The sequence below is a fragment of the Streptomyces diversicolor genome (assembly GCF_057537855.1).
The window spans coordinates 294,608-309,152 of the sequence record NZ_BAAJXA010000001.1 but is presented as its reverse complement, the minus strand read 5'-3'; the positions used below and the strand labels follow the sequence as shown (position 1 = coordinate 309,152).

General features: G+C 72.5%; 9 protein-coding genes. All 9 read left to right on the top strand.

What is annotated here, in order from left to right; genetic code table 11:
• Positions 1–32 precede the first annotated feature (32 nt).
• The 9 genes from AC27LF_RS01255 to AC27LF_RS01215 are packed head-to-tail and all read left to right on the top strand — an operon-like array spanning position 33 to position 14,545.
• The gene (locus AC27LF_RS01255; protein WP_479657904.1) at positions 33–1,358 is read left to right on the top strand and encodes a nucleotide sugar dehydrogenase; all 1,326 of its coding nucleotides are present in this window, start codon (positions 33–35) and stop codon (positions 1,356–1,358) included.
• Positions 1,348–2,613: a glycosyltransferase family 4 protein gene (locus AC27LF_RS01250; protein WP_479657905.1), complete on the top strand. Its 1,266-nt coding sequence runs from the start codon at positions 1,348–1,350 to the stop codon at positions 2,611–2,613. The genes AC27LF_RS01255 and AC27LF_RS01250 overlap by 11 nt, the downstream gene beginning before the upstream one ends.
• Positions 2,610–3,977: a Wzz/FepE/Etk N-terminal domain-containing protein gene (locus AC27LF_RS01245; protein ID WP_479657906.1), complete on the top strand. Its 1,368-nt coding sequence runs from the start codon at positions 2,610–2,612 to the stop codon at positions 3,975–3,977. Before AC27LF_RS01250 ends, AC27LF_RS01245 begins: the two co-directional genes overlap by 4 nt.
• On the top strand, positions 3,974–5,527 hold the full coding sequence (locus AC27LF_RS01240) for a Wzz/FepE/Etk N-terminal domain-containing protein (protein ID WP_479657907.1): 1,554 nt from the start codon (positions 3,974–3,976) through the stop codon (positions 5,525–5,527). Before AC27LF_RS01245 ends, AC27LF_RS01240 begins: the two co-directional genes overlap by 4 nt.
• Positions 5,528–5,530: 3 nt before the next feature.
• Positions 5,531–7,465 carry an asparagine synthase (glutamine-hydrolyzing) gene (gene asnB / locus AC27LF_RS01235; protein ID WP_479657908.1) on the top strand — a complete coding sequence of 645 codons (1,935 nt, stop codon included), beginning with the start codon at positions 5,531–5,533 and terminating at the stop codon, positions 7,463–7,465.
• Positions 7,466–7,513: 48 nt separating this feature from the next.
• Positions 7,514–9,709: a bi-domain-containing oxidoreductase gene (locus AC27LF_RS01230; protein ID WP_479657909.1), complete on the top strand. Its 2,196-nt coding sequence runs from the start codon at positions 7,514–7,516 to the stop codon at positions 9,707–9,709.
• Complete coding sequence (locus AC27LF_RS01225) at positions 9,706–11,673, top strand: heparinase II/III family protein (RefSeq protein WP_479657910.1); 1,968 nt, start codon at positions 9,706–9,708, stop codon at positions 11,671–11,673. The genes AC27LF_RS01230 and AC27LF_RS01225 overlap by 4 nt, the downstream gene beginning before the upstream one ends.
• An 18-nt stretch (positions 11,674–11,691) precedes the next feature.
• Positions 11,692–13,221, top strand: a complete 1,530-nt coding sequence (locus AC27LF_RS01220; RefSeq protein ID WP_479658009.1) for a right-handed parallel beta-helix repeat-containing protein — start codon at positions 11,692–11,694, stop codon at positions 13,219–13,221.
• A gap of 1 nt (position 13,222) precedes the next feature.
• On the top strand, positions 13,223–14,545 hold the full coding sequence (locus AC27LF_RS01215; RefSeq protein WP_479657911.1) for an O-antigen ligase domain-containing protein: 1,323 nt from the start codon (positions 13,223–13,225) through the stop codon (positions 14,543–14,545).

The window sequence follows — 14,545 nt, the reverse complement described above, 5'->3', positions numbered from 1 at the left end:
CGCAGGGGCCTGCCCGGGGGGAGGAACGAGTCATGAGAATCAGCGTGTTCGGGCTCGGCTACGTGGGCTGTGTGTCGGCCGCGTGCCTGGCCGGCATGGGTCACGAGGTCATCGGGGTGGACGTGAACCAGGTGAAGGTCGACCTGGTCAACGACGGCAAGGCCCCGGTGGTCGAGGAGCGGATCGGCGAGCTCGTCGCCGAGGTCGTGCGGACCGGAGCGTTACGCGCCACCGGCGACGTCGGCGAGGCGATCAGGGACAGCGAGATGTCGCTGGTCTGCGTGGGCACCCCGTCCGAGGCCAACGGCAGCCTGTGCACCACGTACTTGGAGCGGGTCACCGAGCAGATCGGCGCCGCGCTGGCGGATCGCGCCGGGCGCGGCGGGCGGCACACCGTCGTGTTCCGCAGCACCATGCTCCCGGGCACCTGCCTGAACCTGCTGGTACCGATCCTGGAGAAGTACGTCGGCGGCACGGCCGGGGCGGACATCGGGGTCGCGGTCAACCCGGAGTTCCTGCGCGAGGGCACGAGCGTGCGGGACTTCTTCGACCCGCCCAAGACCGTCATCGGCGAACTCGATGAGGCAAGCGGCGACGCGGTGGCGGCGCTGTACGACGGCTTGCCCGGCGAGGTGTTCCGGGTGCCCGTCCCGACGGCCGAGGCGATCAAATACGCGGACAACGCGTTCCACGGCCTCAAGATCGGCTTCGCGAACGAACTGGGCGCGGTGTGCCAGGCGCTCGGGGTGGACTCGCACCAGGTGATGGACGTGTTCCTCGCCGACCGCAAGCTGAACATCTCCCCCGCCTACCTGCGGCCCGGCTTCGCCTTCGGCGGCTCCTGCCTGCCCAAGGACCTGCGCAGCCTGGTCCACGCCGCGCAGCGGGCCGATGTCTCGGTGCCCATCCTCGCCCATGTGCTGCCCTCCAACTCCGACCATCTCCAGCGCGCGGTGGAGCTGGTCGAGCGCACCGGCAAGCGCCGGGCGGGCCTGTTCGGGCTGTCCTTCAAACCCGGCACCGACGACCTCCGCGAGAGCCCGCTCGTCGAGCTGGCGGAAAGACTCTTCGGCAAGGGGTACGACCTCAAGATCTACGACGCCAACGTCAGCCTGTCCCGGCTGCTCGGCGCGAACCGCGAGTACATCGAGACCCGGCTGCCGCACCTCGCGCACCTGCTCGCGGACTCCGTCGAGGAGGTGCTTGAGCACGCCGAGGTGTGCCTGGTCGGAACCAGGGATCCGGACGTGCTGTCGGCGCTGCCCCATGGCGACGGCCCGCTGATAGTCGACCTCATCCGCCTTCCCGACGCCGAAGCGCGTCGGGCCGAACCGGGGTACATGGGCCTTGCTTGGTGACACGTCGAGCGGCGACCGGCCGGGCCGGCGCGCGCTGATCCTCGTGGAGAACCTGTCGGTGCCGTTCGACCGGCGGGTGTGGCAGGAGTGCACGACGCTGCGCGATGCGGGCTGGACGGTGCACGTCATCTGTCCCCGGGGCAGCAAGCGGGACACGGAGGCGGAGGCGGAGATCGACGGGGTGCGGATCCACCGCTACCCGTTGCGCGCGGCCACCGGAGGACCGGCCGGATATCTGCGGGAGTACGGATCGGCGCTCTGGCACACCCTCCGGCTGGCCCGGAAGGTCGGCCCGGTCGACGTGGTGCACGCCTGCAACCCGCCCGACCTGCTGTTCCTGCCGGCCCTGTGGCTCAAGCGGCGCGGCGCCCGGTTCGTCTTCGACCAGCACGACCTGGTGCCCGAGCTGTACCTGTCCCGGTTCGGCCGCGGCGAGGACCTGCTCTACCGGGCCGTGTGCGCGCTGGAACGGCTGACCTACCGGGCCGCTGACGTCGTGCTCGCCACGAACGAGAGCTACCGGGACGTCGCGGTGCGCCGCGGCGGCCGGCGGCCCGCGGACGTCTTCGTGGTGCGCAGCGCGCCCGACATCGACCGGTTCCACCCCGTACTGCCCGAGCCTGAGCTGAAGCGCGGCAAGCCCCATCTGCTGTGCTACCTCGGCGTCATGGGCCCGCAGGACGGCGTCGACTACGCCCTGCGGGCCCTCGCGAAGCTGCGCGACGACCTCGGACGGACCGACTGGCACGCGGTGTTCATCGGCGCCGGCGACACCTTCGACGCGATGGTGGAGCTGTCCCGGCGGCTCGGGCTGTCGGAGCAGGTGCAGTTCACCGGGCGCATCGCGGACGCCGACCTGGTGCGCTACCTGTCCACCGCGGACGTGTGCCTCTCCCCCGACCCGTGCAATCCGCTCAACGACGTGTCGACCATGAACAAGGTCCTGGAGTACATGGTGATGGGCCGGCCGGTCGTCTCCTTCGATCTGAGGGAGGCGCGTGTCTCCGCCGGTGACGCCGCCGTCTACGCGTCCGCCGACGACGAGGCCGAGTTCGCAGGGCTCATCGCGCTGCTGCTGGACGATCCGGAGAAGCGGGACCTGATGGGCAAGATCGGCCAGGAGCGGATCAGCGGGCCGCTGTCCTGGCGGAACTCGCAGGCGTCGCTGCTCGCCGCCTACGCCGCCGCCTGCCGTGACCGCGCCCCGGCGCCGGCGGGCGGCCCGGACCGGGCAGGGCGGAGGCCGCGCCGTTGAGCGACGACACGATACGCCTGGTCACGATCGGGCGGATGATCCGTCGGCGCCGGCGGCTCCTCACCATCCTCACCCTGCTGGGCGCGCTCGTCGGCTACGGCACCTCTGTGCTGGTTCCGCCGCGCTACACGACGTCGGCGTCGGTACTGCTGCCGGGGGCGTGGGAGGAGCGCGAGCTGCTGACCCAGTCGGAGATCGCGACCAGTTCGGCCGTGGTGGACCGCGCGGCCGCCGCGCTCGACTGGCCCGGGGTCGACGGCCGCGACCTCAGGGACCGGGTCGGTGCCAAGGCCGCCGACGGGAACATCATCACGATCTCGGGCACGGCCGGCACCCCGGAGCGCGCACAGCGACTCGCCGACGAGGTGGCCCAGCAGTTCGTCACATTCGCCGCGCGGATCGTGGACGACGGCACCGACCCCGAGTCGGCGGCACAGCTCACGGCGCTGCAGCAGATGGTGGAGCGGACCAGCCGCCGTATCACCGAACTGGCCGACGCGACCGATCCGGGGCGGACCGTCGAGAGCGTGCAGACCCGCACCGAACTCGCGAAGCTGCGCACCTCGTTGCAGGAGGCCGTCAACAAGCTGGACCAGGCGGACCCGGCCGCCGGCAAGGCCCACATGGTCGTCATGGGTCCTGCGGCCCGGCCGGCCGGCGAGGCACCGCCGACGAGGATCCAGCTCATCGTCGCCGGGGCGCTGCTGTTCTTCCTGCTCGCGGTCATCGGCCAGCTGGCCGCCGCGCGGATGAGTCGCCGGCTGCGCACCCCGCCGGAGATCGCCGCGGCGCTGGGTTCGGCGCTGCTGGGTACCGTCGACGTGCCCGACGAACGGCCCGGGCACCGGGCGGAAGGCCGTGGCCCGCGGGCCCGGATCCGCCGGCTGCTGGGCGCCGACATCCGGTGGGACGTACCGACCCCGCCGGCGTCCGGCGACGAGACCGGCCGGCAGATCCGCTACCGGCGGGTGTGCGCCCGTCTTCGGGACCGGCTGCCGGCCCCCCGGCGGCTGCTGGTTCTCGTCCCGGACGGCGACGAGATCGCCCGCCGGGCCGCCGGGCGGCTCGCCGCCGAGGCCGGAAGCGATCCGCTGCTGCGGGTGGTGGGGGTCTGCGTGTCCCAGCCGCTGGTGGCGGACCGCGACGACGAGTCCGGTGCCCTGGTCGTGCTCAGCGCGGGCAGCTGGACCGCGGCGGAACTCGCCGGCATCGCCGAGGCGTGTGCGGACGCCAAGCACGAGGTCGTCGGCATCGTCCTGGCCGGCCCGGTCCTGGCCCGTGCGACGCGGTCCGCCGGCCGTCCCCGGCATGCCGCCGCGCCGGTGCTCGCGGTGGGCGACGACGCGAAGGGAAGCCCAGGGTGACGACGAGTACGACGTCGCAGTCGTCCACCGCCGCTCCGCTGCTCGACCTGCAGGCGCTGGTGGTGGCGGTGCGCAGGCGGCGCCGCCTGTGGTGCTCCATGGCGCTGCTGGGGCTGCTCGTCGGCGCGGCGCTTGCGGTCCTGCGGCCGCCGCCGCCGACCGCGGTGACCAAGGTGCTGGTCGCGCATCAGGAGGACCAGCCGAACGACCCCGGAACGCTGATCCGCACCGATGTCGCGCTGCTGCACACCACGCGGATCGCCGGTGACGCCCTGCGCTTGCTCCACTCCCCGGAAAGACCGGAGGACTTCATGCGGGACTACGGGGGGACCGGCTTGACCAACAACCTGCTCCAGATCACTGTGACCGGTGACAGCGACACGGAAGCGGTGACCCGTGCCAAGGCGCTGGCCGACGCGTTCGTCGCGGACCATGTGCGGCGGATACGGGCAGCCGCGAACGCCGAGGCCAAGGCCCTGCTCGACGAACGTGACCGGTTGCAGGGCGAACTCGCCCAGGTCGACAAGGCGATCGGAGAGGGATCACCGCAGGGCGGGCCGGAGGCGTCGGCGCACCTGGAGTCGCTGTTCGCCCGCCGGGCCGAACTCACCTCGCGGATCGCCGATTTCGGCCAGCGCGCCGCGGAGGCACGCGTCGGCACGCCCCGGCTCGTCGCCGGCACCCAGATCGTGGACGCGCCGCGCACGGTGCGGCACTCCCTGCCCAGGACCGCCGCCACGAACGCCGCGATCGGGCTCGTCCTCGGGCTCGTCCTCGGGCTCGCGGTGGCCGCGGTCGGCACGGTGGTGGCGGACCGCCCCGTGCTGCGCCGGGACATCGCGGCGAACCTCGGCGCCTCCGTCATCGCGGAACTGCCCCGCGGATCGGGCAGGCCGGGGCAGCGCCGGCGGACCCGGGTGGCACGCGAACGGCTCACCGCGTCGCTGGCCCGCACCGCGCGCGGCTCCGCGGAACCGCTGTCGCTGCTGGAACTGGGCTGTGCGCGCAGCACGGGCGTGATCGCCCTTGACCTCGGCAGGGCACTGGCGGCGAACGGGCCGGTGGTCGTCGTCGACGCGCTGCCCGGCCTGCACCTCGCGAACCGCCGCCCGAAACCGGGCGACCCCACCGTGGTCAGCGGCGAGCGTGCCGCGGCCGTGTCGCACCAGGAGCGCCGGCTCGGCGTCGGCTCGGTGGCGCCCGGTACGGCGTGGACCGACCTGAAGTACCTCGGCACACAGACCGTGCTCGTCGTGCGTGCCGGGCACGGCAGCGCCGCATGGCTGCACACCGTGGCGCGGCAGCTCGCGGACCAGCGCATCGCGGTGATCGGTGTGGTCCTGATCGACCCCGATCCGCGTGACCGGACCGACGGCACGCTGTGGGACGGGCTGCACACCGCGCTGCGCGGCCCGAGCGAGCGGACGGCCCGGCACAACGGTGGGGGTACCACCCACGCCGTTCAGGCAGTGGGGGACGGCCGGCGGCAGACGGAGCGGCTGCCGACGTGGGCGGCACGGATCCCCGACAGCGACCAGGAGGCGCGGTAGGACATGTGTGGCATCGCGGGCACATACCGATGGCCGGACGGGAAGGCCGTCGCCGACCGGCTCACCGACACCCTCGCCCACCGCGGTCCGGACGGGGCGGGCCGCTACAGCCACCCCGTCGGTGACGGCGAGGTGCACCTCGGGCATCGCAGGCTGGCCATCATCGACCTGTCCGGCACCGGCGCCCAGCCGATGGTCTCCGGCGGCCTCGCCCTGACGTACAACGGCGAGCTGTACAACGCGCCCGAGCTGCGTGCCGAACTGGCCGCCGCCGGGGTGCGTTTTCGCGGCACCTCCGACACCGAGGTGCTGCTGGAGTCCTGGCGGCGCTGGGGCACGGACTGTCTGCCCCGGCTGCGCGGCATGTTCGCGTTCGGGATCTTCGACGAGCGCACCGGTGACCTGGTGCTCGCCCGCGACCAGCTCGGCGTCAAGCCGCTGTTCCTGCTGCGGCGCGGCGAGGGCCTGGTGTTCGCCTCCGAGCTGAAGGCGCTCGCCGCCGTGACCGGCGGGTCGCTCCAGGTGGACCATGCGGCGCTGGTGGCCTCGCTGCTGTACTACTGGGTGCCGGACACCCGGTGCGCGTTCCGTGAGGCGGAGAAGCTGCCGCCGGGCAGCTGGCTGCGGTGCCGGCCGGACGGCCGGGTGGAGCGCGGCCGGTTCTGGAACCTGAAGGACGTCGCCGCCGAGGGCCGGGAGCGGGCCCGGGCCGGCGAGCAGCCGGACCTGGCCGCCGTCGTCGAGGAGTCGACCCGGCGCCATCTGCTCTCCGACGTGCCCGTGGCGACCTTCCTGTCCGGCGGGCTCGACTCCAGCTATCTGACCGCGCTGGCGGCCCGCGACCGACCCGGGATCTCCGCTTACACGATCGGGTTCCGCGCCGAGGACGCCCGCATCGAGGCGATGCCGGACGACCTGCGCCATGCCCGGCGGGTGGCCGAGCGGTTCGGCGTCGACCTGCACGAGATCGAGATCGCCCCGCAGGTCCTCGATCTGCTGCCGCGGATGACGTACCACCTGGACGAGCCGATCGGCGACCCCGCCGCGATCAACACGTTTCTGATCTGCTCGGCCGCCCGGGATGCCGGGGTCAAGGTGATGCTCTCGGGGATGGGGGCCGACGAGCTGTTCGCCGGGTACCGCAAGCACCTGGCCAACGTGATCGCGCTGCGCTACCAGCGCGTCCCGCGGCCCCTGCGGCGCGGCCTGTCCGGGGCCGTGGACCGGCTGCCGGTCGCGACGCGCCGCCGGGGGTACCGGTCGGTGCGCTTCGCGAAGCGGTTCCTGTCCTTCGCCGAGCTGCCGGAGGAGACCGCGTTCCGGCGCAGCTACACCATGTACGACCGGGACGAGTTGCTGGCCCTGGTCGATCCTGACCTGGCCGGGACGGTCGAGGACGTGCTGACGGAGCATGCGGACATCTACCGGGACAACGACCTGGACGACTTCGTCAACCGCATGTGCCTGGGTGACGCCCGGATGTTCCTGCCGGGCCTGAACCTCGCCTACACGGACCGGTCGAGCATGGCCGCGTCGACCGAGGTGCGGGTGCCGTATGTGGACGTCGAGGTGGTCAAGGCGGCGTTCGCCGTGCCCGGTGATCGCAAGATCGTCGGACGGCAGGGCAAGGCCGTGCTCAAGGAAGCGGCCCGCTCGATCCTGCCCCAGGAGATCGTGTACCGGCCCAAGGGCCTGTTCAGCGCCCCGCTGCGCGCCTGGATGAGCCGGGATCTGGCACCGCTGGTGCGCGAGGTGGTGCACGACGGTGTGCTCGTGCGTTCCGGGTTCCTGCGCCGTGACGCGCTGGCGCGGCTCGTCGCCGAGGACGCCGCCGGGCACCGGGACTTCTCCAAGCATCTGTGGCATGTGCTGACCCTTGAGTACTGGTACCGCGGCGCGACCTCGGGGGCCGGCCGGAACTCCCCCTCGGCGGCGTAGCGCCTCGCCGGCATAGAGACAACCGGCATAGAGACAAGAGGACTTCGGGTGAAACAGGTTGTGCAGAACTACAAGAGCGGCGAGCTGGCGCTGCTCGACGTGCCGATGCCCCGGTGCAAGCCGGGCGGTGTGCTGGTGCGGAGCGCCTACTCGCTGATCTCCACCGGGACCGAACTCATGAAGGTGTCCGAGGCGGGCATGTCGATGCTGGGCAAGGCCCGCTCCCGGCCGGACCAGGTGGCCAAGGTGGTGCAGAGCGTGGCCACCAACGGGGTGCCCGCCACCTACCGCAAGGTGATGGGCAAGCTGGACTCCTACACGCCGCTGGGCTATTCGCTGTGCGGGGTGGTCGAGCAGGTCGGCGCCGGGATCGAGGACGTGAAGGCCGGCGACCTCGTGGCCTGCGCCGGCAACGAGCACGCCTTGCACGCCGAGGTGAACTGGGTGCCGAAGAACCTCTGTGCCCGGGTGCCGGACGGCCTCGCGCCGCGGCACGCGGCCTTCGGCACCGTCGGCTCGATCGCGTTGCAGGGCGTCCGCCGCGGCGAGCCGCAACTGGGCGAGGTGGCGCTGGTCATCGGCCTCGGGCTGATCGGGCAGCTGGTGGTGCAGTTGCTGGCCGCCTCCGGTGTCCGGGTCGTCGGCGCCGACCCCGACCCGGTGCGCTGCGAGCTGGCCGCACGCCTGGGCGCGGCGGCCTGCGGCGATCCCGACTCCGCGGCCGTGGCGAACTCCGTCGCCGAACTCACCGGCGGCCTGGGCGTGGACCAGGTGTATCTGGCCGCCGGCGGCACCGGCAACCAGCCCGTGGAGCTGGCCGCGCGGATGAGCCGGGACCGCGGCCGGGTGGTCGACATCGGCAAGTGCCGCCTGGACCTGCCGTGGAACGCGTACTACGAGAAGGAGCTCGACGTCCGGTTCTCCCGCTCGTACGGCCCGGGGCGCTACGACCCGGAGTACGAGCTGGAGGGGCGGGACTACCCGATCGGCTATGTGCGCTGGACCGAGCGCCGCAACCTGGCGTGCTTCCTCGATCTCGTCGCCCGTGGGCGCGTCGACGTGGAGCCGTTGGTCTCGCACGTCGCCGACTTCGATGACGCCGTTCAGACGTATCAGCGCCTGAAGGACGGCGACTTGAAGGCCGTGGCCGTGCTGTTCCGCTACCCCGGCCACCCCGGCCACCCCGGCCGGGCCGCACAAGCGCAGGCCCCGGAAGTGGCCGTGCCCGCGGTGAACGTGAGACCGGGCCGGGCCCGGGCCGCCGGGACACCGGTGAAGCTGGCGTTCGTCGGCGCGGGCAATTACGCGACGTCGATGCTGCTGCCGCACCTGGCCCGGCGCGACGGCGTCGAGTTGTCCACGGTCGTCACCACGACGGCGCTGTCGGGTGCCAACGCGCAACGCAAGTTCGGCTTCGCCGAGGCGAGCACCGATCTCGACGCGGTGCTCGGCGACAAGTCCATCGACGCGGTGTTCGTGGTCACCCGCCACAGCTCGCACGCCGAACTGACCCGGCAGGCACTCCTGGCGGGCAAGGCGGTCTTCGTGGAGAAGCCGCTGGCGCTCACCGAGGACGAGCTGGCCGGCGTGCTCGCGGCGGTGCGGGAGTCCGGCAACGACCGGCTGCAGATCGGCTTCAACCGCCGGTTCGCGCCGCTGCTGAACGAGGCCAGGAAGCGGTTCGGTGCCAGGACCGGCCCGGCGAGCCTGCGCTACCTGGTCAACGCGGGCCGGCTTGAGCACGGCAGCTGGTATCTCCGACAGAGCACCGAGGGCTCGCGGTTCGCCGGCGAGGGCGGGCACTTCATCGACACGGCGAGCTGGCTGCTCGGCGCCGACCCGGTCTCGGTGTACGCGATCAGCACGCCCGGCGACGAGGACCTTCAGGTCGTACTGCGCTATCCCGACGGCTCCACCGCCACGATCGGCTACGTCACCACCGGCCCGGTCGGCCTGCCCAAGGAGACGCTGGACCTCGTCGCCGACGGCAAGGCGCTGCGGCTCGACGACTTCGTCCGTGCCACTGTGTACGACGGCCGCCGCAAGCGGTGGGTCGGCTCGCGCCTTCCCAAGGCCCGGGACAAGGGCCAGAACGCCGAACTGGCCGCGTTCATCAAGGCCGTGCGGACCGGCGGCCCGATGCCGGTGCCGCTGGAGTCGCTGGCCGCCACCACGGCCGCCACCCTCGCCGTGCGGGCCGGCCTGGCCGGCGGTGCGCCCGTGACGTTGGCGAGGGCGCGATGACGGTGAGCTCGGGAAGTCCTGGCTGGTATCTGCGGCGACTGTCCCGGATGGGACCGCGGGAGATCGGCGGCCGGGTGGGCGACACGGTGCGCAGACGGCGGTGGCGGTCGGCGCTGCCGGTGTGCCCGAGCGTGACCGGCGCCCGGTTCACCGCGGTCCTGCCCGCGGGCACGATCGCCGCGGTGCCGCCGGACGCCGCGAAACGACTCGTCGCCGAGGCGGACCGGCTGATGGCCGGGCACGCCGAGTTCTTCGGGGTGGACCGCGACGACCTGGCCGACCCTGACTGGTGCCACGACCCGAAGACCGGGCGCCGCGCTCCATGGGGCTACGCCTTCGACGTGCCGTACCGGGACGAGGACACGGTCGGGGACATCAAGCAGATCTGGGAACTGTCCCGGCATCAGTACCTGACCCAGCTCGCCGCCGCCTACGCGCTCACCGGGAACGAGCGGTACGCCGAGCGGGTGGCCGAGCATCTGCGGTCGTGGTGGGCGGCCAACGCGCCGCTGCGCGGAGTGCACTGGACCAGCGGCATCGAGCTGGGCATCCGGCTGCTGTCCTGGGTGTGGATCCGCCGGCTGCTCGACGGCTGGCCGGGCGCGGCCGGCCTGTTCGAGGGCAACCCGGTGGCGCTCCGGCAGATCTGGCACCACCAGCGCTGGCTGGCCGCCTTCCCGAGCCGGGGGTCTTCGGCGAACAACCACGTCATCGCCGAGGCCGCCGGGCAGTCCGCCGCGGCCTGCGCGTTCGGCTGGTTCCCCGCCTCGGCGCGCTGGCGGGCCGACGCGCTGCGGTCGCTGGAGCGGCATCTGCGCGGCAACACCTTCGGCTCCGGCCTCAACCGCGAACTGGCCACCGAGTATCACGGACTGGTTTTGGAGCTGGGCCTGGCCGCGGTGGCCGAGGCGGACGCCGCGGGCGTGCCGGTCCCCGCGTCCGTCCGGCTGGTGCTGCTGCGGATGACCGACGCGCTCGCCGCCGTCGTGGACGGCCGGCTACGGCCGCCGCGCCAGGGCGACGCGGACGACGGGCACGGTCTGGTCGTGGACGGCGCGGGCACCGACCGCTGGGCCTCGCTGCTGGCCACCGGGGACGCCGTGTTCGGCCGGCTCGCCTGGTGGCCGGAGGCGACCGGCACCGATGTGCGCACCCCGCTGCTGGCCGCGCTCATCCGGCCGTACGCGAAAGACGGCAGCGCACCGGCCGTGACCCGCCCGGCCAGCCGGCCGGCCCACTTCGCCGACGCGGGGCTCACCATCCTGCGCGGCCCGGCGGGGATCTGGTGCCGCTGCGACGGCGGCCCGCACGGATTCCTGTCGATCGCCGCGCATGCTCACGCGGACGCGCTGTCCGTGGAGGTCCGGCACGACGGGGTGGATGTGCTCGCCGACCCGGGGACGTTCTGCTATCACGGGCAGCCCGAGTGGCGGCGGTACTTCCGGTCGACCCTCGGCCACAACACCCTGCAGTTGGACGGCGGTGACCAGTCCGTCTCCGGCGGTCCGTTCCTGTGGACCCGGCATGCCCGCAGCCGCGTCCTGGTCGCGGACACATCCGGCGAGGGTGTGGCCCGCTGGTGTGCCGAGCACGACGGCTACCGGCCCTCCGTGCACCGCCGCCAGGTGGAACTGACGGCCGCACGGCAGGAGTTGAAGGTCGTCGACGAGGTGCGCGGCCCGCGCCGTGCGGTGCGGCTCGCGTTCCACCTCGGCCCGGCGATCGCCGCGGACCTGGAGGGGAACCGGGCGGTGCTCACCTGGACCCGGGACGGCGAGGACCGCTCCGCGGCGCTCGACCTGCCCGGGCAGATGTCCTGGCGGGCGCATCGCGGCGAGAGCGACCCGCCGCTCGGCTGGTACTCCGCCGGCTTCGGCCGCAAGGAACCCGCCACCACGCTGGTCGGCACCGGCTTCACCGACGGCGCGCAGGGGTTCACCACCGTACTCAGGTTCCGCGGCTAGGGAGGACGCGTGGGGATCATGTGGCGGCGCCGGGCGTGGCCGGCGGCACCGCTGGCGCTGGCCCTGCTGGCGGCGGCCGGCTGTACGCACACGCCGGACGCCCGGACAGAGCCGGCCGATGCGCCGGCCACGTCCAAGGCGCCCTCCGCGCCCGTGGCCCGGGTGTGCGCCGAGCCCACGGCCGGGCCGCGGAAGGCGCCCCCGGGCGCGGTGACGGTCGACCCCGCGGTGGTCGGTGACCTGGCCGCGAAGACCAGGAGCAGCCCCCCGGGCACCATGTTCTGGCTTCGACCGGGCAGGCACCGGCTCGATGCGGACCGCTACGCCCAGGTCATCGCCAAGAAGGGGAACCGCTACCTCGGCGCGCCGGGCGCGGTGCTCGACGGCCAGAAGAAGAACAACTACGCGTTCAGCGGTACCGCCCGCGACGTCACCATCCGCTATCTGACCGTGCAGCATTTCGTCGCGCCACCCGATGAGGGCGTGGTCAACCATGACATGGCCGACGGGTGGGTGATCGAGCACACGAAGATCCAGTACAACTCCGGCGCGGGGCTGATGGCCGGTGCACGCCAGCAGGTCCGCGCCAGCTGTCTGCGCGGCAACGGACAGTACGGAATGAACGCGTACAAGACCGGTGACTCCATTCGCGGCCTGGTGGTCGAGGGCAACGAGATCGTGGGCAACAACACCGACGACTGGGAGCGCCGCAAGCCGGGCTGCGGCTGCACCGGGGGCGTCAAGTTCTGGGCCGTCGACGGCGCGGAGATACGCGGCAACTGGGTGCACGACAACCGCGGGGCCGGGCTCTGGGCGGACAACAACAACAACGACTTCCTGATCGAGGACAACCTGCTTGAGGCCAACGACGGTGCCGCGCTGATGTACGAGACCAGCTACAACGCGGTCATCCGGAAGAACACGATCCGGCGCAACAACTGGGTCGAGGGCCGCAGGTACGCCGACCGCGGCGACGACTTCCCGTACGCGACCGTCTACGTGTCCGAGGCCGGGGGCGAACCACGGATCCCCGCGCGCACGGACAAGATCGAGATCTACCGGAACGTGCTGGAGGACAACTGGAACGGGATCACCCTGTGGGAGAACGCCGACCGGTTCTGCAACAGCCCGGCCAACACCTCGACCGGTTACTGCACGTTGCTGGTGAAGGACACCGACCGCTGCGCGAGGCCGGCGATCGCCACCGCACCGCTGTACGCCGACTGCCGGTGGAAGACCCAGCGGGTGGACATCCACCACAACCGCTTCCTGCTGGACACGTCCGTCGTCAAGTGCACGGCGAAGTGCGGCCGGATGGCGGTCCTCGCCAACTACGGCACCTATCCGGACTGGTCGCCGTACAAGGGCAAGCGGGTGGCCGAGGCGATCGCCCACAAGCAGCACAACCGCTGGCACGACAACGTCTACCGCGGACCGTGGAGCTTCATCGCGGTCGACACGGACCACAAGCTCGACTCCGGGCAGTGGCAGGGCCCGCCGTCCCGGCAGGACGCGGGCAGCACCTTCGACCCACGGGCCGGTGGTTGAGATGGAGGGGAACCTGAGGCGGGGCGTCCTGCCGGACGGACCGGACACGGCGGGCACGCGGCCCGGCGCCGAACCGCGCCCCGCCGGCACACCGAAGGCCGTCGGGATCGTCTGGGCGTTGCTGGGCCTCAACACGCTCGGCTCCGCCGGGGCGAAGACCATCGTCACGCTGCCCCGCTCCCTCATCCAGATGGTCACCATGGGCGCGCTGGCCGCCGCGTTCGCGCTGGCGCTCCTGCTCAATCTCCGGCTGCGCATCCGGGCCAGCGCCTTCCTGTCCCTGCTCACCCTGCTGCTGGTGCCGAGCGTGATCTCCAGCGCCAACCTGGAGGTCGGGTTCGGCGCGCTGTTCCGCTGCGCCCGGCTGGCTCTCTTCGTCGGCACGCTCTGGCTGCTCAGCCGCTGGTGGGACGGCGGCCCGACCTTCGTCCGGTACCACATCCGGATGTACTTCGCGGTGCTCGGGTCGGTGGCCGCCGGCCTGGTCATCTCGCCGGGCACGGCCCTGCCCGAGTACTACGGCGGACGCCTTGTCGGCGCGTTGTGGCCGCTCACCCCGCCGCAGATCGGACAGTACGCCGCGGTGATCATCGGGCTCACCGTGCTGCTCGTACTGGGCCGCCGCATCGACAGGGCCGGCGCGGCGTTCGTCATCGTGCCGTCACTCGTCCTGCTCGCGTTGACCCATACCCGGACGGCCACCCTGGGGCTGCTCGTCGGGCTGGCGTTGGCGATCGGCTCGCTCATCCTGACCAGCTCCGCCGCCCGCCGGTTCTTCGCCTGGGCGGTGCTGTGCGCCACGGTGGCCGCGGTGGTGTTCAGCTCGGCGCTGCAGGCGTGGTTCCTGCGTGGACAGAGCAAGGAAAACTTCTCCAGCCTGACCGGTCGGGCCAAGGTCTGGGACGCCCTGCTTGCGGCGCCCCGGACGACCGCGGAGTATCTGTTCGGCACGGGCCTCGGCGACAAGTCGTTCGGCGGGCTGCCGATCGACAACAGCTGGCTGGCCGTCTACAACGAGCAGGGTGTGACCGGTGTCGCCTTGGTGGCGGCGTTCGTCATCGTGCTGGGCGGCGTCGCGTTGCTGCGGCCGCCGTCGCTGTCGAGGGCCTGCGCGATCTTCCTGATCAGCTACGTCGCGATCTCGTCGTACACCGAGGCCGGCCTCGGCGACGCCTCGCCGTACCTGCTGCATCTGGCCCTGGCCGCCTCGCTGCTGGCGGCACCCGCCGCGCACGCGCCCCTGACGAAGGGCACGCCCCCGGCGACGCCCGCGGTCCCTCGACAACGCGTCCCGCGCTGGGCCCGTCATCGGGAGGTGAGCTGA

Coding starts and splice junctions, on each gene's coding strand:
- AC27LF_RS01255 (WP_479657904.1), top strand. CDS start 33: ATGAGAATCAGCGTGTTCGGGCTCGGCTACGTGGGCTGTGTGTCGGCC.
- asnB (WP_479657908.1), top strand. CDS start 5,531: ATGTGTGGCATCGCGGGCACATACCGATGGCCGGACGGGAAGGCCGTC.
- AC27LF_RS01225 (WP_479657910.1), top strand. CDS start 9,706: ATGACGGTGAGCTCGGGAAGTCCTGGCTGGTATCTGCGGCGACTGTCC.
- AC27LF_RS01220 (WP_479658009.1), top strand. CDS start 11,692: ATGTGGCGGCGCCGGGCGTGGCCGGCGGCACCGCTGGCGCTGGCCCTG.
- AC27LF_RS01215 (WP_479657911.1), top strand. CDS start 13,223: ATGGAGGGGAACCTGAGGCGGGGCGTCCTGCCGGACGGACCGGACACG.